The sequence below is a fragment of the Pradoshia sp. TA40_28 genome (assembly GCF_059694525.1).
Genome location: NZ_JCATZO010000008.1, coordinates 52,461 through 74,411, shown reverse-complemented (window position 1 = coordinate 74,411; position 21,951 = coordinate 52,461). Strand labels below are relative to the sequence as shown.

The following is a 21,951-nucleotide window of genomic DNA, read 5'->3' as shown; positions in this document are numbered from 1 at the left end:
CCTCTCCTTATACAGTAATTTTCTTATTTAATAAATAACGGCTGAGTAAAATGGAGAACGCTCCAACAATAAGGCCAACTGCAATTTCAATCATAACCACTTCTGAATTATAGAAATAATCCGTTTTACCTAACCACTCTATTACGCTTATAGGTAATACAAATGCACTCACAATAAATACGCCGTACACAATGGCTAGAATAATGCCTTTCCATTTAAAACTGCGCTCAAGAAGTACAGCGGTAAATAGGAAAGTTAAAAAGGTAAAACCTGCACCGTAGTACAAGATAAATTGTGTCAAAGTCTGTGGAAGAAGGATTCTAACAAAGGATTTATTTACTAAACTCATAACAGAAATTCCACTCAAATACTCAGCGGATACAAACCATTCCAGAATTTTTGACTCGATTGGAAGGAAAATCAACTGAACGGATACTAATAAAAGAACGAGCAGCATTAAAGCTGTTAATTTTGAAAAATAGATGGTCATTCTGGATGTAGGAATCATCAATAAACGATAGATAAATGAACCTTTACCGGACCAGTCACGGTACCAAATCAGAAAAATATATAAGAAAATGGCGCCGGCACATAAAGCAATCGGGGCATTAAATAGCATAGAACCCACATAGTCAGCCATTCCGAACAGTCCATTTTCTTCGATAAAGATTTCTTTAGGGATTCCATTCATTAAGGAATCATTTGCCCTGTCCATGTAGCCTTTAGCCTGAATGATTAAACCAGCAACCTGTATAATAAAGACACTGATAATCATCCCATATAAAATTTTAGAGAACCGATTTAATTCCATATTCACAAGCTTAAAAAAGCGACTCATCGTATATACACCTCTCTCATGACATCTACGACAGACTTACCTTCATTAGTCCGAACCTCTTCTGCGTTAAATTCTTTATAAACGACACCGTCATTTAACAAAACTACTTTATCAATGAGGTGCTCAATATCATTGATTTCATGTGTTGTGATGATAACACCGCGATCTTCAATCAGATGGCTTGTGAAAACATCTGCTATTTGTTCACGGCTGAAAATATCGATGCCGGAAAAGGGTTCATCCATTAGAACATAATCTACGTCCTGCGCTAATCCCAACAACAGATTAACCTTTGCGGTATTTCCTTTTGATAAAGTTGAAATCCGTACATTTTCATCTAGCTTAAAAAAGCTTAATAATTCGTCAGCACGTTCCTGATTCCAGCTTTCATAAAAATCATTCATAAAATCCATAGCTTCTACAATGGTGAAATGGGAAAGCATCGTTAAAGAATCAGGAATAAATGTAATCTTTTCGTATGATTCCTTTGTTCGTTTGGCTCCATTTATTAAAATTTCCCCTCCATTAACGGGGGTAAGACCCATGATGGATTTCATAACTGTGGTTTTACCAACACCATTTATACCAATCAAACAAGTAATTTCCCCTTTGTTTGCTGTAAAACTAACCTCATCCAATACTTTTTTTCTGCCGAATTTCTTCGTCAACTTTTTTACCTCTAACATGATATCCCTCCCTACTCTTGTTCCGAGTTGTATTTGTCTTTGACGATACTCAATAGTTCATCTACCGGTAATTGGATTGGTTTAATTGCCTGAACAAAGGTATCTACAGCTTCATGAATGAGCTCTTGGCGGACGCTCGACAATATGTTCTTATCCGTTGTGATCCGGCTTGGGAAATTTCTTTCAGTGTGAATCAATCCCTGTTCCTCCATTTCCTTATACGCTTTTTGAGCGGTATTAGGGTTTATTTTTAGAAGACTTGCAAGCTCACGTCGAGAAGGAATTTCCTCTCCGCCTGCAAGCCGGCCGGTCGCTATTTGTTCTTTGAAGTAACGGACAACTTGTAAATAAACGGGATCCCGGTTATTAAAGATGATGTTCATTTTTTCATCTCCTATGGCTTGTATCCAATTTTTGGTGTGTGTACTATGCGGTTCATACACTTAATATGTGTACTATACAGGTAATACACCAAGACTGTCAATAAAAAGTAAAAAAAATCCTTAAAAGGTTTTTGAAACAAGTAATTGTTTATAAAGGGAATGGCAAACTAGGAAGGATACTCTGGAGAAGGAGTTTACTTATCATGCAGAATACAGGCCTTGTTTTAGAGGGTGGTGGAATGAGAGGGTTATATACAGCTGGAGTACTAAGATATTTGATGGAACATGATATTTATATCCCCTATACAATTGGTGTTTCAGCCGGGGCATGCAATGGCTCTTCCTACATCGCTCGGCAAATAGACCGTAATTATTCAGCGAATATTGAATATGTTTCCCATCCGGAATACATCTCCTTTAAACGTTTTCTGAAGAAACGAGAATTATTTGGAATGGATTTTATTTTTGATAAAATTCCAAATGAACTGGTTCCATTTGATATGAAGGCATTTTGTGAAGCTAAGGAACAGTTTGTCATTGGCGTGACAGATTGTCTCACAGGGGAAGCCGTATACTACAGTAAAGAGCACCAAACAAAAGATATTATAACGATCCTCCGCGCATCTAGTTCCATACCTTTTTTTGCTCCGGAAATCGCTTATGATGGAAGAATGCTGCTTGATGGGGGAATTGCGGATCCAATTCCGATTCAAAAATCTGAAGCAGATGGGAATACAAAAAATATAGTTGTGCTTACCGGAAATAAAGGATATATGAAAGGTTCATCGTTTAATTGGTTTGCAAAAAGAAAATATAAGAACTATGAAGGGTTATTAAAGGCACTCCGTGATCGGCATATTCTTTACAATGACACGGTACGTTATTTAGAGGAACAGGAAGAAAAGGGGAATGTAGTCCTGATCCGTCCGATTAAAAGATCAGATGTCAGTCGAATTGAACGTAACCCGGAAAAGCTGAAAAAGCTGTACAATCAAGGATATGCAGAAGCAAAGGCTGCTTATAGAAAAATAAAAAAGCTACTATAATAACAACCCATCACTTTGTGATGGGTTGTTGTTTGAATGTTTATGGCTGTACTAATTCTGATTGCAAATAGTGCCAAATTAAAGTAGTAGTATGTTCAATGGAACTGATATGGGTTCTTTCGAAAGCATGGGAAGCGTCAATCCCGGGACCAATCAACCCATGAATAATGTCATAGCCGGCACGAATAGCAGCTGAGGCATCAGAACCGTAATAAGGATAGATATCTACGCGATAATCCACCTGATGTTTCTTTGATAACTCGACAAGATGCTGACGCAAGCCATAATGATAGGGACCGCTTGAGTCTTTCGCACAAATGGAGACGCTGTATTCATCCGTTGCCTGTCCTTCCCCGATTGCCCCCATATCTACAGCCAGGTATTCAACTGTTTTTGCTGGAATATTGGAGTTGCCGCCATAGCCAATTTCTTCATTATTAGATATTAAGAAGTGGGTGGTATAAGGTAGAGTAATGTCTTCTTCTTTCAACTTTTTAATGATATACATCAGAATACCAACGCTGGCTTTATCATCCAAATGACGTGATTTAATAAATTCGTTGTCTGTCAGTTCAACACGCGGTTCGAAGGAAACGAAGTCGCCGACTGATATACCCAGGTTTTCTGTATCCTTCTTGCTTTTTGTGACAGCGTCAATTCGTACTTCCATGGTCGCATCCTCGCGTTTAATGTCCCCCATATTATGATACACATGGACAGATGTTTGATTGAGGAGAATCGTCCCTGTAAATGTTTTCCCATCAGCTGTATGGATTTTGCAGTATTCTCCTTCAACAGCATTCCAGCGAAATCCACCTACCATCGATAGTTTTAAGCGTCCGCTAGGCTTGATTTCTTTAACCATAGCACCTAATGTGTCAACGTGGGCTGTAAGGAAGCGATGTTTTGAATCATCACGCCCCTTGAAGGTTGCCAATAAGGCCCCTTTGTTTGTTTTAATTGTCGTCACACCTGTGGATTGCAAAAACTGTGCAACATGATTGATTACTTCTGTTGTATATCCGCTTGGACTTGGGATGGATACCAGTTCTTTTATATATTGATAAATTTCTTGACCATTAGCTTTCATGATTCCTAATCACTCCTTACTATGTATAAATGTATTATATCACTGTTAAAAAGTTGGACAAAAAAGTAAAAACAACTTGCATTTCGAAGCTTTGAATTGTACATTTATAGTTAAATAAATATTCTGATAAATCTTATCAAGAGAGACGGAGGGAACTGGCCCTATGAAGTCTCAGCAACCGCCAATCATGGAAAGGTGCTAAATCCTGCAGGACATCATTTTGTCTTGACCGATAAGAAGAAGCCTACTTGAACTAAAGTCTTCTTCTTGAAGACTTTTTTTGTTTATAGTATCTGTTAGCTTCTGCGTTCGTGTACAAAATGAAAGCCAGCCATATTCTATAAACAAAATGAAGGATTAATGTTGGGAGCAATTAAAAAGAGCAGGAAAGGTATGTCAAACATACGTGTTAGGGTTTAATGATGAGAGAGGAGTCATATATATGACAACAGTTAAAATCGAAACACTCTTAGCTCAAATAGGCAATCGAAGCGAAACACAGACAGGTACGGTTAATCCACCAGTCTATTTTTCCACCGCTTATCGTCACGATGGAATAGGACAATCAACCGGGTTTGATTACATTAGGACAGGTAACCCAACCAGAAAATTATTGGAGGAGGGAATTGCTGAGCTTGAGGGGGGCAAGCAGGGCTTTGCTTATAGTTCAGGTATGGCGGCTATTCACTCATTGCTTTGTTTATTTTCTCCAGGGGATGAGATCGCCGTCTCTGCTGATCTTTATGGGGGGACATACCGATTATTCGAACAAATATGGAAGACATATGGAATCAAAATCAAATCATGCCAAACCTATTCGGATTTTGTTGAATCCATTACGGAACGTACGAAGGCCTTTTTTATTGAAACCCCAACAAACCCGCTTATGCAGGAAATGGACATAAGTGAGATTGCTCAACTGACGCGTGCAAATGAACTATTATTGATCGTTGATAATACATTTTATACACCTATTCTGCAAAGGCCGCTTGAGCAAGGAGCAGATATTATTGTCCATAGCGCCACAAAATATTTAGCGGGACATAATGATGTATTGGCCGGTTTGATTGTCGCAAAGAGTGCGGATATTGGCACACGCCTTGAAGAATACCAAAATGCAACGGGAGCTGTGCTTTCACCCTTTGATTCCTGGCTTGTAATGAGGGGAATGAAAACATTAAGCTTACGGATGAAGCAACATGAGGATAATGCCAAGAAAATCAGTCGATTTTTAAGAGAGCGAGAAGAAGTGACGGATGTCCTTTATCCTGGTAAAGGAGGGATGATATCATTCCGACTCAAATCAGCAGAATGGGTCAATCCCTTTTTAAAGAGTCTCAAGATCATTTCATTTGCAGAAAGTCTGGGCGGAGTAGAGAGCTTGATGACGTATCCTGCAACACAAACACATGCAGATATACCAGAGGAAGTGCGCATACAAAATGGAGTATGTAATTGCTTGCTGCGTTATTCTGTTGGGATTGAACATACAGATGATTTAATTCAAGATCTCAGTCAAGCTTTTGAATCAATAGTAGGGAAATGATAGGCTAAAGATTTTAGTCGATATCTGGGATTACGTAAATTCAGCACGAGCGCCTATAATAGCTGGTAGTGCGTGGGTGAACGGATGAATAAAGCTTTATTCTAGTAGAGGGAACCCATATTGTTTAGGGGTTCCCTTTCGTTTCCTTAAAAGCAACAGTATGGGAAGAGAATCGTGCTTAGAATACGGTTATAGTCGGTTATCTACGATTATTTCTTTGGCACTAAGGTGTATCTTTGGTAGTATTGTTCTTTGGTGGTTGAAGAACAGGTTAAATGAATTGATATTCAAGGAATTTTTTCATGATATTTTTCAATTTTTTTACATTATTTAATATTCATGTAGGCAATATAGAGTACAATTTGATATTCTATACGTATAACGGACTTTATGAAAAAAGGATAGGGGGAGTGATGACATGAAAGCTTTAATAAATATAGATTATACAAATGATTTTGTAGCGGATGCTGGCAAATTAACTTGCGGTAAACCTGGAAGAGAAATCGAAGAATATATTGTTTCTTTAACCGAGAAATTTATTAAGGATAGAGAGCTTGTTGTATTTGCTGTTGATGTTCATGATGAAAATGATCCCTATCATCCTGAAAGCAAATTATTCCCTCCGCATAATATACGAGGTTCCGAAGGACGTTTATTATTTGGAAATCTTCAAAATGTGTATAATACATATAAAAGCCAAGAGAATCTCCTATGGATTGATAAAACAAGATACTCTGCCTTTGCCGGAACCGATTTAGAAATTAAATTGCGTGAACGGGGTGTTACAGAGTTACATTTGGTTGGAGTCTGTACAGATATTTGCGTTTTACATACAGCGGTAGATGCCTATAATAAAGGGTTTAAAATTGTGATACATAAAGATGGAGTGGCGAGCTTCAATGAAGCCGGCCATGAGTGGGCCTTGTCTCATTTTGAACACACACTGGGAGCCAGTGTTTTGTAATTGGAGGAGGAAGTTTGATGACACATTATCCGGATGACAGCTTTGCTTTACATACAGATCTATACCAAATTAATATGATGGAAACCTATTTTAAAGATGGAATCCATAATAAAAAGGCAGTATTTGATGTCTATTTTAGGCGTAATCCATTTAATAATGGATATGCCATATTTGCGGGGCTTGAACGAGTCATTACATATATTAAAGAATTAAAATTTACCGAAAGTGATATTGAATATTTAAGGGAAGAGCTAAAGTACGATGAAGAGTTCCTGAATTATTTAAAGGAACTTCGTTTTACAGGGACCATCAGGAGCATGAAAGAAGGCGAGCTCGTTTTCGAAAATGAACCGCTGATGCGAATTGAAGCACCGCTTGCGGAAGCTCAACTAGTTGAAACAGCTATTCTTAATATCATTAATTATCAAACGCTTATTGCCACAAAGGCATCCCGCTTAAATGTAGTAACGGAGGGTGAATTGCTGTTTGAATTCGGTACAAGAAGAGCCCAAGAAACAGAAGCAGCTATTTGGGGAACAAGAGCCGCGTATATCGGTGGATTTCAGGCAACCAGTAATGTCAGAGCCGGGAAGAAATTTGGCATTCCGGTAGTGGGAACGCATGCGCATGCACTTGTTCAGGCTTATCGAGATGAATACACAGCCTTCCGTAAATATGCAGAATCACATTATGAATGTACATTCCTTGTTGATACATTTGATACACTTAAGTCAGGTGTACCGACTGCTATACAAGTGGCGAAGGAAATGGGCGATAAAATTAATTTTAAAGCCATTCGTTTGGACAGCGGAGATCTGGCTTACTTATCGAAGAAAGCGCGAGTTATGCTGGATGAAGCAGGCTTTACTAATACGCTGATAACAGCCTCCAATGATCTGGATGAGGCTACCATCCTAAACCTTAAGGCACAAGGGGCCAAAATTGATATGTGGGGAGTCGGCACGAAGCTGATAACAGCCTATGATCAGCCAGCTTTAGGGGCCGTCTATAAAATGGTTAGCATTGAGGGCGAAGATGGCACAATGGTAGATACCATCAAAATTAGTGCAAATCCCGAAAAAGTAACCACTCCTGGCATGAAGAATGTATACCGGATTATTAATAGAGAAACAAAGAAATCAGAGGGCGATTATATTACTCTCGAACATGAAAATCCTGCTGCTGAGGAATCCTTAACGATGTTTCACCCAGTTCATACATTCATTTGCAAGGAAGTAACAAATTTTGATGCGGTGCCATTGCACGAAAATATCTTTATGGACGGACAATTAGTATATGAAACACCAGCCTTAAAGGATATTCAACAATTTTCGAAGGATAATCTAGACTTGTTATGGGATGAATACAAACGATTCCTTAATCCGGAAAAATACCCAGTTGATTTAAGCCCAAAATGCTGGGAAAATAAACGAGTGCGTATACAGGAAGTACAGGAACAAGTGAGAAGGAAGAAACAAAAGTAAGAAACTGAAGATAATCATTGATCCACCTTGCCATAATGGACAAGGTGGATTTTTTGTTATTAAATTGATTTTGGCATAGAATGCTGCATGTTGGTATAGATGCGAAGCCATATGCTTAATGTATTTTGTTTACAGAGGTCTTTCATTATGATAAACCGAACCTGGCATTTAGCCAGGTTTTATTTTTATCCATTTAGAGTTAAATCCATCCTTTAATGGGACCATTATGTGTATGATTGTCGTTATATGGAGAAAAAACAAGAAAGAAAATAGTGAAAATAGGTTTCTGGAAGTATGTTAGAATCAGCTAATTAACTGTATAATATTGGAAACCTATGAAAGAGGGTGGGGACATGAAAGTGGGTTCCTTAATTAAATATTATCGAACTAAGCAGGGATTAACTCAAAGTGAGCTGGTCGAAGGCATATGTTCTGTACCTCATCTAAGTAAAATTGAACATAATGAAAAGGAAGCCAATGATCAAACCATTAATTTATTATTACAACGCTTGGGTGCAGATTTAACGAAGGTCTATGAACAAAATAATACAGTAAAAAGATTGCTGGATGAATGGATTGAATATATAAATTATTTTCAGATTGAAGAGGCAAAAGAAATAGATCGGCAGTTGAATGAATTAGTAGATTTTATTGCCTATACACCTCACTTGTTTTTATTTGAACTATACAAAATGCGCTATTTATTATTTATTCAAGAAGCGGATCAAGCAATCCAGCAATATAAGTGGCTTGAAAAACAGAAGAAAAACTTGAATTATCAGGAAATGTATTTGTTGCATTATTATCATGCAATCTGTTTACTTTTACAGAATAAATATAGGCAGGCTAATGAAATATTGGAGGAGTTAGTTTCCACGAGCAGAGATGGGATGAGTGTTTCCGCGGATGTCTATTATCATCTAGCCCTAGCTAAATGCCATATGGAACAACATGGGCATGCCATCTTCTATGCAAACGAAGCCTTAAGTGCATTTACTGCTCAATATAATACGAAGAGAATTATGCACACATTGGTCATCCTTGGAATCAGTTATACCGATACAGGTATTTATGAGGTGGCAGCTGAATGTTATAAACACTTGAAAAGAAATGCTGAGATTCTTAATGAACCAACGACTTTATCCATTGCCTATCATAATATTGGTTATTTAAAGCAAAAGATAGGAGAGTTGAGTGAAGCAAGAGATTATTATTATAAAGCTATAAACTGTGAAGCAGGTAATCCTCATTCTTATATGGTCAGCCTTTGTGCTTTGGCAGAGACCTCGTATTATTTGGGGGAATGGGAAGAAGCAAAAGAGTATTTACTTACGATCAAGAAGAAAGCACATGAAACTGGATCCAAAATATATCAAATGCTGCCCAACTATTTTTTATATATGATTGAGGGGGAGGAAGAGAAAGCTATCAATTATTTAGAAGAGTATACCCTGCCCTATTTGTATAATGGAGAATCCCATTATAATGACATACGAAGTGCCAGTAAAATTTTGGCTGACTATTATAAGAAATCAGGCAAGTTTCAGAAAGCTTTGCAATATATTTATACAGACTACTAGTTAAGGGGGAAAAGATATGAATAGAAAAGCACCGATATTGCCACCCATCGTGTAAAGAATATTGTACCTAGAGGAACAAAAGAACTGATTGTGCTATCAATCGGTTCTTTTTTATTTTCTGTTTATAGCCAAAAAACTAGCAGCATTAATAATGATTCATTTAGTATATAAATTTTGTTGGGAAAATATAACAGAGATGAGTCCAAACGCCTGTTTGGATTTTAAGGCATGTAGGTCTCTGTAATTATGAATAAACTCTTTTTTATAATAAATAGGACAGAAAATGTAACAAAATGTCAGAAACATCAACCAAATAACTTGGGAAAGTTTTCAAATCTGACAAATTAAAAAGAGAAAATTCAGAATTTATAGTTAATTTGTTCCATTTTCAATGAAAAAAAAAGCTTCTATAATAACGATACACCTAGAAATGTTCACAAAAAATTAATAATTGAGAGGAGACTAAAAAGATGAGGAAGAGAAGGATCGTTGCTGGAGTTGTCCTAAGTGTATCAATGGCATTTTCTTTTAGCTCAGGAACAAATGCTGAGGTTAAATCAAGTGCGAAAGATGTCAGTTCTGACAAAACTTATCGTGTTTTAATTCAGGGATCTCAGTCGGAAAAGACGAAAGTTAAGAAGAATATGGGAGCGCACCGAGACTTTAACAGTCAGGGATTTACGACAGATGTTTCTGAAGAAGAATACAATAAACTACTGAAAAATAAGAATATCAAAGTAGAAAAAGTACCGGAATTTAAAATAGCTGCTACCAGTATAGAGAAAGCTACTTCTGCTCCTTCTACACGTGTACCGTGGGGGATTAAAGCAATCTATAATAATAGCTCTCTCACATCTACAACAGGTGGCAGTGGAATTAAAGTAGCAGTATTGGACACAGGTGTTTTAAAAACACATGCAAGTCTTTCCTCCAACATCGAACAATGTAAAGATTTCACCCAAACAAGCAGCACTGTTGTAAATGGATCATGTGCCGATGCGAATGGCCATGGTACACATGTAGCTGGAACAGTGGCTGGTAATGGTGGCGGATCTGGTGTATATGGCGTTGCACCTCAATCTAAAGTATGGGCGTACAAAGTGTTGGGTGACGATGGGTCTGGTTATTCAGATGATATAGCTGCAGCAATCAGACACGCGGCAGACCAGGCATCCTCAACAGGTTCAAAAGTAATTATTTCTATGTCACTTGGTTCAAGCTCTAATAACTCTCTCATAAGTAGTGCCGTAACGTATGCCTATGGTAAAGGTGTTTTGATTATTGCAGCAGCTGGTAATAGTGGGTCTTCTGCTAATACAATCGGGTATCCAGGTGCCTTGGCGAATGTAGTAGCTGTAGCAGCACTCGAAAATGTCCAGCAAAATGGAACCTATCGTGTGGCTAATTATTCATCCAGAGGGAATCCATCTACTGATGGAGATTATGTAATTGGCGTAAAGGATATTGAAATATCAGCTCCTGGCTCTGCTGTAGAATCAACCTGGTATACGGGCGGATATAATACAATCAGTGGAACTTCCATGGCTACCCCACATGTATCTGGACTAGCCGCAAAAATCTGGGCTTCCAATACAGGATACTCTCATACACAGCTGCGTGCTGAATTACAAAGACGAGCGAAATTATATGACATTAAAGGTGGAACTGGAGCAGCGACAGGTGATGATTACGCATCTGGATTCGGTTTTGCTAGAGTACAATAATAAAAAGTATGAGTCAGCCTCCCGATGTTTGGGAGGCTGAATTCTAAAGGAAGTAATTAAAGAAAAGGATATCTTTTAACTGGAATTGAGGCATAATCTGTAAAACTTCTAGCAATGAGGGGAGTGATTTCCGTCATAATAGCCTAAAAAAGAGTGAACTTTAGGAGAAAGAGCTAAATTTACAGAGAATCCGGCCGATCTGGAAAGGAATTCAGCCGATCTAAGAGAAAATCCAGCCAAAGTAGAGGAGAATCCAGCCGACGGAGCATAAAAAGGAGCGGGTAAGAGGAAAACAAGCTGACAGTGATATAGCAAATCAATCACAATAAGTAACCCATTACAATCTCCCTTTAGTAAGTTGCCATTAGTAAAATCCTTATAAAGGAATTGATGATGATGAAAAAATGGTTTCGAATGAAAGGATGCGTAGAGTTATTTCGCTCGATGGCCAAGAAAGGAATGTTATATGTTTATCAAGTGGGACTAGTTAGTATTGCCGGTTGGACTTTGGCAAGTTTAGTAATGGCGTATCATGAAGTGTTGATGAATCCAATCCAGCTTTTAATGGTAACGGAATTGTCTAATCTTGATAAAGGTTGGTTTGTAGCATTGATGACCAATATGGTAACCTCGGATGCAAATCGGATTATTGGCAGAGGTTTGTTGTTGTTGATGATTTGGATATTATTATTTCTATTTGTGCCCTTAGCTACGAGGAGTTTAAAGAGTTTCAGATTATTTCAGTTTGAAATAGAGTTGGAGGATGAAGATCCACCAGAGGAACAAATTCCAGTTGAGATCTTCCAGTATGCCCGATTAAAAATCATATCGAATATATATACCGAAAATAATAAAATGAGCCTGTACCGTTTCTATAATCAACAAAGTGGTTTAGCGAATTACAAAGAGGCGCTGGCCTTCTATTTGGAAATAATGACGGAAGAATATTGGGAACAGGTGAAGATAGGAATTAATTGGGGTTTATATGAATGGCAGTCACTGCCGGAAGAATGGAGACATCAGGCTTATATTTCAGCTGATAAAGCTAAGCCTTGTATAAGAAATAATAAGCAAGAACCTGGTCATGGATCGCATAAAAATTCCTTGATTTATACGTATCAACATTTTGATACGACCCTCGTAACAGTGCTGTGGAGTTATACTCATGAGTTTGATGCCATTGATCAGCAATGCATGTATATTTTGCACCATGCCCTATCAGATCGTTTGGAGAATATAGAATATGCTGTATGGATAGAAAAAAATGCAAACTATGATACGGTATGTGAAATAGTGGAGAGGTGATTTTTAGATTGACTGATTATATTATGGACAAAGCCAAATATCGTGCAGAAAAATACAGACAATCATCAAAAATGATGAGGAACGTAAAGGAGTGTACAGTTATTGAAATAAAGCCGTCAACCGAATATGGCTATGCCATCGAGAAAAAAGTATATAAAAAATAGTCCGTTCTGATCAATGATCCTGTTGACTGAACGGCTATTTTTTTGGAGAAATACTAGACCTGCATTGTTGAAAATATAATGGTAAATCATTTCATAGATTTAGGTGGAGTACAGCTTAAGTTAATTGTACATGGGACTGTTTTGAATTGAGGTTTTCCTAGCTAAACGAAGATATATGTAGAATACAAACAAGAAATCTGACGTTAACATATCCACCTTCTGACTGGCATAACTTGAAATGAAAGATGTAAAATTCCTATCAACGTCTTTTTCCATCTATATAGGAAATGTAATTAAGGTTTTTACCTATATGAAATGGAGGGATCTATAGTGGTATCCATTAGCTTATGCATGATACTTAAAGATGAGGAAAAAGTAATTGCTTGTTGCTTGGAAAGCGTAAAAAACCTAGTGGATGAAATCATCTTGATTGATACAGGTTCTACCGATCAGACTGTAGAGATTTGTAAAGAATATACAAATCATATCTATCATTTTAAATGGGTCGATCATTTTGCGAAAGTAAGGAATTATTCATTCAGTAAGGCTACAAAAGACTATATTTTATGGTTAGACGCGGACGATGTGATTTTACCAGAGGATAATGAAAAATTTCTTGCATTAAAGAAAAAATTGAAGGTGGAAATTGATTCAGTTCAAATGAGTTATATCCTTTCACTGGATAAGAAGGGAAAAGCGACAAATAGTTTAGTGCGGAATAGACTAGTTAAAAGATCCAGGCAATACCAGTGGATAGGTGCAGTGCATGAATATTTGGATGTTTATGGAAATTTGATTCGGAGTGATGTATGCATCACTCATTTGGGTGAAGCGGACCATTTGAGCGATCGGAATTTAAAAATATACGAAAATCTACTAAATGAAGGAGTAGAATTTACACCAAGAGATTTATATTATTATGCGAACGAATGCTATGAACATGGGCTTCTTGAACGTGCTTTTGCCTATTATCGAAAATTTATTGATTCCAAAAAAGGATGGGTTGAAGATATTATCGGAGCCTATGATAAGGGAACGAATTTGTTAATTCAATTGTCCAAGCTGGAGGATGCTGTAAAATTTGCCTATGAATCCTTTCTATATGATACACCGAGGGCAACTATTTGCTGTAAATTGGGCTATTTATTTTTTATTAATCATGAAATGGATAAAGCAATATATTGGTATAAAGCAGCTACGATGACAGATGTGGATCGCGTTAAGAGGACAGGAACACTCGTAAACTATGCCACATCTTCAGTTATGTATTTGTTATGATAGAAAAAAATGGTACCGTTTAGCCTATTATCACAATGAAATGGCGCGATTGTATCAACCGGATAATGCGAGTGTATTACATAATAAGCGCTATCTTGAGGGCGTTTTAGAACAACAGAAATCAACAGATTTGAATGAATAAAAAACTGGAGATGGTCTATTTCTATTATTTGGGGTAGCGCTATTTGATTGGCCTGTACACTCAGATTGCATGAATCTAATTTTTTATGTAGGGAGTTTTTTTCAATCTCACTATATTGATACACAAGAGAAGAAATCGTTTGCGCAAAAAGTGAATATTATTTGACTTTTCAACAAAATTTATCTGATTAAATAGTAAAAAAAGTAAAAAAAGGGTTTGAGATACTTACATTCTTATGTTAAATTGGAAAAGAAAGGTTTATGCAAGCGTTTTCGTAAAGTAGAAATTAGTAGTTTTTAAGAATAAGGTCATTGGTCTTTTACATATTTATAGAAAACGTTTACTTAAATCAAACATAAAGAGAGAGGGTAAAAGAATGAAAAGCAAAAAATGGTACGCAGGTGCTTTATCAGCTTCATTATTGGCGGCAGCTGTCTTAACGGGCTGCTCATCTGAGAGTTCTTCATCCGATAGTAAAGACAAAGTAACAATTGATGTATTTCAGTTTAAAGTAGAATTCAAAGATCAATTTGAAGATGTTGCTGAACAATATGAAAAAGAAAATCCAGGCGTAGAAATTAATATTACAACAGTTGGCGGCGGAGAAGATTATGGTGCAGCCTTAAAATCTAAATTTGCTTCAGGTAAGGAACCTGCTATCTATAATGTTGGCGGACCTCAGGATGTTGAAGATTGGAAAGATAGTTTAGCAGATTTATCCGATACAGAAGCTTCGAAACAAGCATTAGATGGAACTCTCGATGGTGTAACTACAGACAGTAAAGTACTTGGGCTTCCATATAACCAAGAAGGATACGGTTTGCTTTATAACAAAGAAGTCTTTGAAAAAGCAGGTATTAAAGCAGAAGAAATCAAAACAATGAAAGCGCTTGAAGAAGCGGTTAAAACCATCGACAGCAAAAAAGACGATCTCGGTATTAAAGCAGTATTTGCTTTACCAGGAAAAGAGAATTGGATTACGGGGTTGCATGCTTCCAACGTCTTTATCTCTCCAGAATTTGATGAAAATATTATGAATGCCTACAATTCTGACAAGGTTGATTTTAAATATGGAGATCAATACAAAACATACATTGATTTATCCAATAAATATTCTATTCAGCCAACTGTTAGCCTTGACTACTCACAACAAGTAGAAGAAAACTTCTCTCTTGGAAAAGTAGCAATGATTCAACAAGGTAACTGGGTATATGGGTCCATCGCAGGTATTGATGAAGAATTTGCACAAGAAAACGTTGGCATTCTACCAATTCCTGTAGAAAGTTATAAAGAAGATTCCCTACCAGTTGGTATTCCAATGTACTGGGGAGTAAATAGCAACAATGATGAGAAAGTTGTTGAAGCTTCCAAGGATTTCTTGGATTGGTTATATACATCTGAAGAAGGTAAAAAGACCGTTCTTGAAGATTTCAGCTTCATTCCTGCTTACAAAGGATATGATTCCAGTAAAATTGCAGATCCAATCTCTAGAGAAGTATATGAATATGCAACTGAAGGAAAAACAATTGGATGGGTATTTATGGGCTATCCAACTGGTTGGGGAGAAAATAAATTAGGTGTGAACATCCAAAAATATTTAAGTGATGAAATGTCTTGGGATGAGCTTATCAAAGAATCTCAAAAATCTTGGACTGAATCACGCTAATATTCTTTACGTATAGGTGATAACTGCAAAACAAAGTAGTGTTGGGCTACTTTGTTTTGCTACATAAATAATGGATGAGGTCAACAATTTTGTCACAATTTTGGAGGGGTAATAATGCGAACTCGCAGTTTTTCCTACTGGTTATTCCTTACACCGGTTCTAGTATCGCTGTTTCTTGTAGTCCTCGTTCCACTGGGACTTGGTATATTTTACTCATTTACGGACTGGAATGGCATTCAAACAACCGCTTTTGTTGGTTTTCAAAACTATATTGGTATATTCCAAGAAAAAGAATTCATGGACGCTTTGTGGTTCACAGTTAAATTTTCAGTCGTATCGATTATTTTAATTAATGTGATCGGTTTAGTATTAGCCTTAATTGTCACGTCAAAAATTAAAACAAATAATATCTTACGTACAATCTTCTTCATGCCAAACTTGATTGGCGGACTGATTTTAGGGTTCATTTGGCAGTTTATTTTCACAAAAGCATTTGACGCAGTTGGCGTGGCCCTTGGTTATGAAGGGTTACAAGGCTGGTTGTCTACTACAAATACTGGATTCTGGGGATTAGTCATCCTGATGAGCTGGCAAATGGCTGGTTATATCATGATCATTTATATTTCGTATCTTGAGGGTGTTCCAGAAGAATTAACTGAAGCTGCCGAGATTGATGGGGCGAGCTACTTCCAAAAACTACGCGCAATTATATTTCCGCTCGTAGCACCGGCATTTACCGTTAGTATGTTCTTGACGCTTTCCAATACGTTTAAATTATATGATCAAAACTTAAGCTTAACAGCTGGTGGACCTTATAACTCCACACAAATGGTCGCTATGGAAATATTCCAGACTGCATTTGGTGAAAGTGAAATGGCATATGCCTCTGCAAAAGCAGTTATCTTTTTCTTAATTGTCGCATCAATCAGTTTGACACAAGTATATATCAACAAGAAAAGGGAGGTTGAATTGTAATGCGTAGAAAGCATAACTGGCCCTTGGAAATAATCGGGGTTGTATTGGCCTTAATTTGGCTCTCTCCTTTTTATATCATGATTGTTAATTCACTTAAAACAAAAAAAGAAATGTTCTCGAATGTCTTGAGCCTTCCGGAAGCACTTAATTTTGATAATTATGTGGAAGCGTTTGAACAACTGGATTTCCTGAAAACTTTATTTAATTCCGTGTTAATTACAGTGGTAAGCGTAGGTCTGATTATTATTTTTTCTTCGATGGCTGCATATGCCCTGTCACGGAATAAAAGCAAGATGAGTACGTTTCTATTCTTTATTTTTGTAGCAGCTATGCTTATTCCTTTCCAATCCGTTATGATTCCATTAATTACGGTATTTGGAAAATTTGAAATGCTGAATCGTACGGGATTAATCTTTATGTATATTGGTTTTGGATGCAGCTTGTCAATCTTCTTGTACCACGGAACATTAAACAGTATATCCCAATCGCTTGATGAAGCGGCAACCATTGATGGTGCCAACAGATGGCAAATCTTTTGGCATATCATCTTCCCGATGTTAAAACCTATTTCTATTACAGTCGGAATTTTAAATACGATTTGGATTTGGAATGACTATCTGTTGCCATCTCTTGTCATCAACCAGGATGGGATGCAGACTCTGCCGTTAAAAATGTTCTTCTTCTTTGGGGAATATACAAAGCAATGGCATCTTGCGCTTGCCGGTTTAACTTTAGCTATTATTCCGGTCATCATTGGATATTTCTTTGCACAAAAACAAATTATTAAAGGTGTAGCAGAGGGTGCAGTGAAATAATGGTAGACGAATGGGGGTGTGGCTTTGATGGATGTAACCATAAAAGATGTTGCCAGGGAAGCGAAAGTAGCGCCGTCAACTGTCTCAAGGGTACTAAAGGATAGCCCGCATATCAGTATTCAAACAAAACGAAGAGTTAGAGAGATTATGGACCGAATGGGGTATATTCCGAATTTCCAGGCTCAGAGTTTAGCAGCGAAAAGTACACAGGCAATTGGTGTGATTATGCCGGATACTGCCTATCAGGCGTTTAAAAATCCCTTCTTCTCGGTTGTTCTTCGTGGCATTAGTCGAAGAGCTAATCAGCAAAAATATGGATTATATTTATCTACTAGTTATACTCAAGAGGGGATTTATGAAGAAGTTGTTTCTATGGTTCAAGGAAAAAGAGTCGATGGATTGATACTCCTGTATTCGCGTAAAAATGATGAAGTCATTGAGTTTTTGAAACAGGTTCATTTTCCATTTACCGTGATTGGAAGACCATTAATGCATGAAAAAAGCATTACCTATGTGGATAATGATAATGTATCAGTCGCTAAAGAAATCACAAATTATCTGATAAAAATTGGGCATAAAAACATTGCCTTTATCGGCGGGAATGAAAAATTTGCTGTTACGATTGATCGGCTGAAAGGATACAGGGAAGCTCTGGAAGAAAATGGACTGCCATTTTGCAGGGAGTATCTGATTGACGAATATCAATTTAATGAAAAAGGATATGAATCACTTAAGGATCTAATCAATTATAATCCCATGCCAACAGCGATCATTGCACAGGATGATCTGACCGGATATGAAATTTTAAGTTATTTGGAAAAACTCAATATCCATGTTCCAAGAGACCTTTCCATTATCGGTTTTAATAATCAAATTCTATCTCAGCATTCGAGACCGCCACTGACATCTGTAGAAATACATATTTCGCGCCTTGGAGTTGAAGCAACGAATTGTTTAATCGAGCAAATTAAAGATCCGAATACTTATCCAAAAAGAGTGACCATCCCAACACAGTTTATTGAAAGGGAATCTTGCCAAAAAATATAAGTAGCCACATCTTGCCCACTTTTATTCCGAAAAGTGGGTTTTTGTGTGTCTTTATATGACTATCCTAGTGGGTTTTAGGAAGAGGCGTCCGTCCTGGGAAAGTTAAAAAAAAGGATAGATTAAGAGTTATTCTACCCGTTAAATCTATCCTTTTCTTCTTATTGTTGAGCAACTCTGGATTGATGCGTGGCTTTTTTACCATGGGCAACATAATAAAGACCTATGCTTAGAAAGGCGATGACAGCCATCGTTATATAAAGCCCTCTATAACCGGAAATAGGAAGGTAGAATCCTTGAATAAATGGCCCAATCCCAATACCGATATCATACATGACAAAGAATGTAGAGGTGGCGAGCCCAATCCGGTGTGAGGGTGCCATTTTAATTGCAATGGTTTGTGCACTGGATTGGAAAGTGCCCAATCCAATTCCGATTAAAGCACCTGCCAAAAGTAAGGTAATTCCATGGGTTGTCTGGCTTAAGGTAAGTAGTCCGGCAATGTATAAAATAAGAGATGGATAGATTATCGGATTTTCACCATATATATCGAACCATTTCCCCGTAAAAGGTCGAGTCAATAATAAACAAATAGAATACATGACAAAGAAGAAACCTGCTGTAGAGACTAAATTCAGTTCCTGAGAATAGGAAGTTAAATACGATAGGATACTGGAATAGGTGAATCCAATGACACCAGCAGTAATAGAAATAGGTATCGCAGCCAACTCGAAATAGTCACCTATCTTACGACCTTTCAATGATTCCAGTTGTTCAGCTGAAAGCTCGATTCTTGGAACCTTTAAAAAGAGAGTAGCAAGGAAGCTGAAAGCTGCAAAAACGACAGCTACTGAAAAGACGATAGAATAAGAAAATGTATTACTGATTGCTAAACCAATAAAAGGTCCAATCGCCATGGCTAAGTTTGTACTCATGGCGAAATATCCCATTCCTTCCCCTCTCCTCGAAGCGGGTAAAGTTTGGGCCACGATTGTCCCTGTAGCTGTAGAGGCAAATCCAAAAGAAACGCCATGGATGAAACGGATAAGCAACAACAGTGTAAGGCTGCTTGCTGTGAAATAAAGAATCGTTGCCACCAAAAAGACAGCAAGACTTATCGTAAGCATTTTTTTAGCTCCGATTATTCCAATTCGTTTACCGGCAATCGGTCTTACCAGTAAAGCCCCTATAACAAATATACTTGACGCAAGTCCCGCAATACTTTGGCTTGTATCGAAAGTTGTGATTGTATAAAGTGTCAATGTTACCATTAAGCTATAAAACGTTAGAAAGATAAATAAATTCGTTGACGATATTAGAAGGAAATCCTTTGTCCAAAGTTTTGTTTTTTCCATATGTGAGTCACATCCCTATTCATGCTGTAATTGTTTCTGCATACTGTTAAGTATCTTCATCGTCATTTGTATTTCATCCTCTGAAATACCTGACATTACTTTTCCTTCAAATTCACTGACCTTTTGTATGCAAAGGGCATAGATCTCTTCGCCGGCTTTTGTTAATTGGATTCGTTTTTCACGTTTATTATCACTTGGGATTTGCTCAATCAATTCGCGCTCCTGCAATCGAGTAACCGTTCTAGTTATAGTGGGTTTTTCTACATTCAAATAATTACTTATATCGACAAGCGTGGAGAAACGATGATTTTTTAAATAATAAATAATAGCCCATTGTGAATGGTAAAGATCATACTGTGCTAATTCATCATTCAATCGTTTTGTAAACAATCGTGATGTTTGCAGATATTGGTGAAAAAAATATTGGTGACCTGAACCCGACAACTGTATCACCACCTCGATAAATAGTTACCTGGGTAACTATACGCTCCTCTTTTATAGAAATCCAGTAAAATGCACTCATAGATTCAAAGGAAAATTATTCTCATAAAGTTCAGTGTAAAAACAACCTGGGTGGGGAATAGAAGTAGGGAGGTATACGAGGTGCCAGATGAATTAATTGATTAAGAAAGCAAGAAAATACTGGTATAAGGAATGTGAAAAGGTAAAATAATCATATAATGTGAGTTCGGCTAGGCTTTTAGCAATCCTATCCACAGGATTTAGAGGATGATAAAGGGGTATATCAGAATAGATTAATAGCTAATCTTTTGATCAATGCTGGTATATCCATTTACATAACCAGTTTTAATCTCAGTACAATTTTCATAATTTATAATGGAGGAGTATGTCATGGGCGAATTATTTCAGTTATTAAAGAAAGGAAACACAAGTGCGATTACTGCAGCTATTGTAAACCTTGTAATATCAATTCTTAAAGGTTCTGCTTATTTGTTTACGGGGAATGTAGCGCTATTCGCAGAAACGCTTCATAGTTTAGGAGATGCGGCGAATCAATTTTTTGTATTTATCGGATCAGCATTAAGTAAAAAGGCACCGACCAATCGCTTTCCTAATGGATTTGGACGCTTGGTCAATCTGGTCCTTCTTGGAGCAGTATTAATTGTTGGAATTATGTCCTATGAAACAATAAAAGAAGGATACATGCATATAATGCATCCTGGTGAGTCCAGTTATTTCTGGATTAGTATTGGCGTTTTAGCTATTAGTGTGATTCTTGAAACATTTGTACTAGTGAAAGCGATGAAGGAAATTATGCATGAAGTCGGAGTGGAAGCTAAAGGCTTATCTTTCGTATATAAAAGCTTCTCCTACTTTGGTAAGGCGAAGCCTGCAACACGGTTGGTGTTTATGGAAGATTTAGTAGCAACCGGCGGTGGTATTTTAGCCATTCTCGCAATCGTCATTTCACATTTAACGCACTTCCACGCAGCTGAAGGAATTGCCTCCATTCTTATCGGGATTATGATGTTGTTTGTAGTCGGTAAAGTATTCCTGGATAATGCAGCTGGGGCACTTGGGGAAGCAGATGAATTGATGGAGCAATATATTGGAGATTTGGTTCTTCTTGATAAAGCTGTCAAAGATGTACAGAATGTTATCGTTATTAAAGAAGGGGAAGACTTTCATGTGGAAGTCTGTGTCGAAATTGACCCGTCTTTAACTGTTGCTGATATGGACGATATTAAAGATCGCTTGAAAAAACAAATTCTAGCCGAAAAAGGTGTCGTGGATGTCATGATCGAATTCGATGAAGACGATGGCTTGGCAAATTGGAATAAACAAGAGAATATAACGATAAAATAAAAATAAGCGCTTGATGACAATTATGTCTCAAGCGCTTAT

At 37.3% G+C, this 21,951-nt stretch carries 19 protein-coding genes, 1 pseudogene and 1 riboswitch; of the genes and pseudogenes, 14 read left to right on the top strand and 6 right to left on the bottom strand.

Annotated elements, in window-relative coordinates:
* Window positions 1–7 precede the first annotated feature (7 nt).
* The 3 genes from AC58NB_RS12220 to AC58NB_RS12210 are packed head-to-tail and all read right to left on the bottom strand — an operon-like array spanning window position 8 to window position 1,907.
* The gene (locus tag AC58NB_RS12220; RefSeq protein WP_497427115.1) at window positions 8–838 is read right to left on the bottom strand and encodes a hypothetical protein; all 831 of its coding nucleotides are present in this window, start codon (window positions 836–838) and stop codon (window positions 8–10) included.
* Window positions 835–1,524, bottom strand: coding sequence for an ABC transporter ATP-binding protein (locus AC58NB_RS12215; RefSeq protein WP_497427114.1), 690 nt, complete (start codon window positions 1,522–1,524; stop codon window positions 835–837). Before AC58NB_RS12215 ends, AC58NB_RS12220 begins: the two co-directional genes overlap by 4 nt.
* An 11-nt stretch (window positions 1,525–1,535) precedes the next feature.
* Window positions 1,536–1,907: a GntR family transcriptional regulator gene (locus tag AC58NB_RS12210; RefSeq protein ID WP_497427113.1), complete on the bottom strand. Its 372-nt coding sequence runs from the start codon at window positions 1,905–1,907 to the stop codon at window positions 1,536–1,538.
* Window positions 1,908–2,110: 203 nt separating this feature from the next.
* Here AC58NB_RS12210 and AC58NB_RS12205 point away from each other — a divergent pair, with 203 nt between their 5' ends.
* Window positions 2,111–2,953, top strand: coding sequence for a patatin-like phospholipase family protein (locus AC58NB_RS12205; protein WP_497427112.1), 843 nt, complete (start codon window positions 2,111–2,113; stop codon window positions 2,951–2,953).
* A gap of 40 nt (window positions 2,954–2,993) precedes the next feature.
* On the opposite strand, the gene AC58NB_RS12200 is transcribed toward AC58NB_RS12205, so the two are convergent.
* Window positions 2,994–4,043 (bottom strand): M42 family metallopeptidase, encoded by a 1,050-nt coding sequence (locus tag AC58NB_RS12200; protein WP_497427111.1) that lies wholly within the window; start codon window positions 4,041–4,043, stop codon window positions 2,994–2,996.
* A 130-nt stretch (window positions 4,044–4,173) separates the two neighbouring features.
* Window positions 4,174–4,282, top strand: a riboswitch (SAM riboswitch).
* Window positions 4,283–4,485: 203 nt separating this feature from the next.
* Here AC58NB_RS12200 and AC58NB_RS12195 point away from each other — a divergent pair.
* The 12 genes and pseudogenes from AC58NB_RS12195 to AC58NB_RS12140 all read left to right on the top strand — a co-directional run bounded on the left by AC58NB_RS12195 (window position 4,486) and on the right by AC58NB_RS12140 (window position 18,733).
* The gene (locus AC58NB_RS12195; RefSeq protein ID WP_497427110.1) at window positions 4,486–5,589 is read left to right on the top strand and encodes a methionine biosynthesis PLP-dependent protein; all 1,104 of its coding nucleotides are present in this window, start codon (window positions 4,486–4,488) and stop codon (window positions 5,587–5,589) included.
* Between the two features lie 418 nt (window positions 5,590–6,007).
* Window positions 6,008–6,553, top strand: coding sequence for a cysteine hydrolase family protein (locus tag AC58NB_RS12190; RefSeq protein WP_497427109.1), 546 nt, complete (start codon window positions 6,008–6,010; stop codon window positions 6,551–6,553).
* A gap of 17 nt (window positions 6,554–6,570) precedes the next feature.
* Window positions 6,571–8,037 carry a nicotinate phosphoribosyltransferase gene (locus AC58NB_RS12185; RefSeq protein WP_497427108.1) on the top strand — a complete coding sequence of 489 codons (1,467 nt, stop codon included), beginning with the start codon at window positions 6,571–6,573 and terminating at the stop codon, window positions 8,035–8,037.
* A 353-nt stretch (window positions 8,038–8,390) separates the two neighbouring features.
* Window positions 8,391–9,617: a helix-turn-helix domain-containing protein gene (locus AC58NB_RS12180; protein ID WP_497427107.1), complete on the top strand. Its 1,227-nt coding sequence runs from the start codon at window positions 8,391–8,393 to the stop codon at window positions 9,615–9,617.
* 470 nt (window positions 9,618–10,087) lie between these two features.
* Window positions 10,088–11,341, top strand: coding sequence for a S8 family peptidase (locus AC58NB_RS12175; protein WP_497427106.1), 1,254 nt, complete (start codon window positions 10,088–10,090; stop codon window positions 11,339–11,341).
* Between the two features lie 396 nt (window positions 11,342–11,737).
* Complete coding sequence (locus AC58NB_RS12170) at window positions 11,738–12,646, top strand: hypothetical protein (protein WP_497427105.1); 909 nt, start codon at window positions 11,738–11,740, stop codon at window positions 12,644–12,646.
* Between the two features lie 8 nt (window positions 12,647–12,654).
* Complete coding sequence (locus tag AC58NB_RS12165) at window positions 12,655–12,810, top strand: hypothetical protein (protein ID WP_497427104.1); 156 nt, start codon at window positions 12,655–12,657, stop codon at window positions 12,808–12,810.
* Between the two features lie 315 nt (window positions 12,811–13,125).
* Window positions 13,126–14,230 (top strand): annotated as a pseudogene (locus tag AC58NB_RS12160) (glycosyltransferase).
* 376 nt (window positions 14,231–14,606) lie between these two features.
* Window positions 14,607–15,896, top strand: coding sequence for an ABC transporter substrate-binding protein (locus AC58NB_RS12155; protein WP_497427103.1), 1,290 nt, complete (start codon window positions 14,607–14,609; stop codon window positions 15,894–15,896).
* Window positions 15,897–16,010: 114 nt separating this feature from the next.
* Complete coding sequence (locus AC58NB_RS12150; protein ID WP_497427102.1) at window positions 16,011–16,871, top strand: carbohydrate ABC transporter permease; 861 nt, start codon at window positions 16,011–16,013, stop codon at window positions 16,869–16,871.
* Entirely contained in the window at window positions 16,871–17,686 is an 816-nt protein-coding gene (locus tag AC58NB_RS12145; RefSeq protein ID WP_497427101.1) for a carbohydrate ABC transporter permease, read from the top strand. Before AC58NB_RS12150 ends, AC58NB_RS12145 begins: the two co-directional genes overlap by 1 nt.
* Window positions 17,687–17,713: 27 nt before the next feature.
* Complete coding sequence (locus AC58NB_RS12140; RefSeq protein WP_497427100.1) at window positions 17,714–18,733, top strand: LacI family DNA-binding transcriptional regulator; 1,020 nt, start codon at window positions 17,714–17,716, stop codon at window positions 18,731–18,733.
* Window positions 18,734–18,891: 158 nt separating this feature from the next.
* Here the strand turns inward: AC58NB_RS12140 and AC58NB_RS12135 are convergent, their stop codons facing one another.
* Together AC58NB_RS12135 and AC58NB_RS12130 are read right to left on the bottom strand one after the other, a co-directional pair.
* Window positions 18,892–20,085 carry an MFS transporter gene (locus tag AC58NB_RS12135; RefSeq protein ID WP_497427099.1) on the bottom strand — a complete coding sequence of 398 codons (1,194 nt, stop codon included), beginning with the start codon at window positions 20,083–20,085 and terminating at the stop codon, window positions 18,892–18,894.
* Window positions 20,086–20,100: 15 nt separating this feature from the next.
* Window positions 20,101–20,529, bottom strand: a complete 429-nt coding sequence (locus tag AC58NB_RS12130; RefSeq protein WP_497427098.1) for a MarR family winged helix-turn-helix transcriptional regulator — start codon at window positions 20,527–20,529, stop codon at window positions 20,101–20,103.
* Between the two features lie 408 nt (window positions 20,530–20,937).
* Between AC58NB_RS12130 and AC58NB_RS12125 the strand changes: the two genes are divergently transcribed.
* On the top strand, window positions 20,938–21,912 hold the full coding sequence (locus tag AC58NB_RS12125; protein ID WP_497427097.1) for a cation diffusion facilitator family transporter: 975 nt from the start codon (window positions 20,938–20,940) through the stop codon (window positions 21,910–21,912).
* Window positions 21,913–21,951 lie beyond the last annotated feature (39 nt).

What these genes read in the sequence shown, in the direction of transcription:
- AC58NB_RS12195 (WP_497427110.1), top strand. Translation starts at nt 4,486, where the DNA reads ATGACAACAGTTAAAATCGAAACACTCTTAGCTCAAATAGGCAATCGA.
- AC58NB_RS12200 (WP_497427111.1), bottom strand. Translation starts at nt 4,043, where the DNA reads ATGAAAGCTAATGGTCAAGAAATTTATCAATATATAAAAGAACTGGTA.
- AC58NB_RS12155 (WP_497427103.1), top strand. Translation starts at nt 14,607, where the DNA reads ATGAAAAGCAAAAAATGGTACGCAGGTGCTTTATCAGCTTCATTATTG.
- AC58NB_RS12205 (WP_497427112.1), top strand. Translation starts at nt 2,111, where the DNA reads ATGCAGAATACAGGCCTTGTTTTAGAGGGTGGTGGAATGAGAGGGTTA.
- AC58NB_RS12220 (WP_497427115.1), bottom strand. Translation starts at nt 838, where the DNA reads ATGAGTCGCTTTTTTAAGCTTGTGAATATGGAATTAAATCGGTTCTCT.
- AC58NB_RS12175 (WP_497427106.1), top strand. Translation starts at nt 10,088, where the DNA reads ATGAGGAAGAGAAGGATCGTTGCTGGAGTTGTCCTAAGTGTATCAATG.
- AC58NB_RS12215 (WP_497427114.1), bottom strand. Translation starts at nt 1,524, where the DNA reads ATGTTAGAGGTAAAAAAGTTGACGAAGAAATTCGGCAGAAAAAAAGTA.
- AC58NB_RS12140 (WP_497427100.1), top strand. Translation starts at nt 17,714, where the DNA reads ATGGATGTAACCATAAAAGATGTTGCCAGGGAAGCGAAAGTAGCGCCG.
- AC58NB_RS12210 (WP_497427113.1), bottom strand. Translation starts at nt 1,907, where the DNA reads ATGAACATCATCTTTAATAACCGGGATCCCGTTTATTTACAAGTTGTC.
- AC58NB_RS12125 (WP_497427097.1), top strand. Translation starts at nt 20,938, where the DNA reads ATGGGCGAATTATTTCAGTTATTAAAGAAAGGAAACACAAGTGCGATT.
- AC58NB_RS12170 (WP_497427105.1), top strand. Translation starts at nt 11,738, where the DNA reads ATGAAAAAATGGTTTCGAATGAAAGGATGCGTAGAGTTATTTCGCTCG.
- AC58NB_RS12190 (WP_497427109.1), top strand. Translation starts at nt 6,008, where the DNA reads ATGAAAGCTTTAATAAATATAGATTATACAAATGATTTTGTAGCGGAT.
- AC58NB_RS12150 (WP_497427102.1), top strand. Translation starts at nt 16,011, where the DNA reads ATGCGAACTCGCAGTTTTTCCTACTGGTTATTCCTTACACCGGTTCTA.
- AC58NB_RS12135 (WP_497427099.1), bottom strand. Translation starts at nt 20,085, where the DNA reads ATGGAAAAAACAAAACTTTGGACAAAGGATTTCCTTCTAATATCGTCA.
- AC58NB_RS12145 (WP_497427101.1), top strand. Translation starts at nt 16,871, where the DNA reads ATGCGTAGAAAGCATAACTGGCCCTTGGAAATAATCGGGGTTGTATTG.
- AC58NB_RS12180 (WP_497427107.1), top strand. Translation starts at nt 8,391, where the DNA reads ATGAAAGTGGGTTCCTTAATTAAATATTATCGAACTAAGCAGGGATTA.
- AC58NB_RS12185 (WP_497427108.1), top strand. Translation starts at nt 6,571, where the DNA reads ATGACACATTATCCGGATGACAGCTTTGCTTTACATACAGATCTATAC.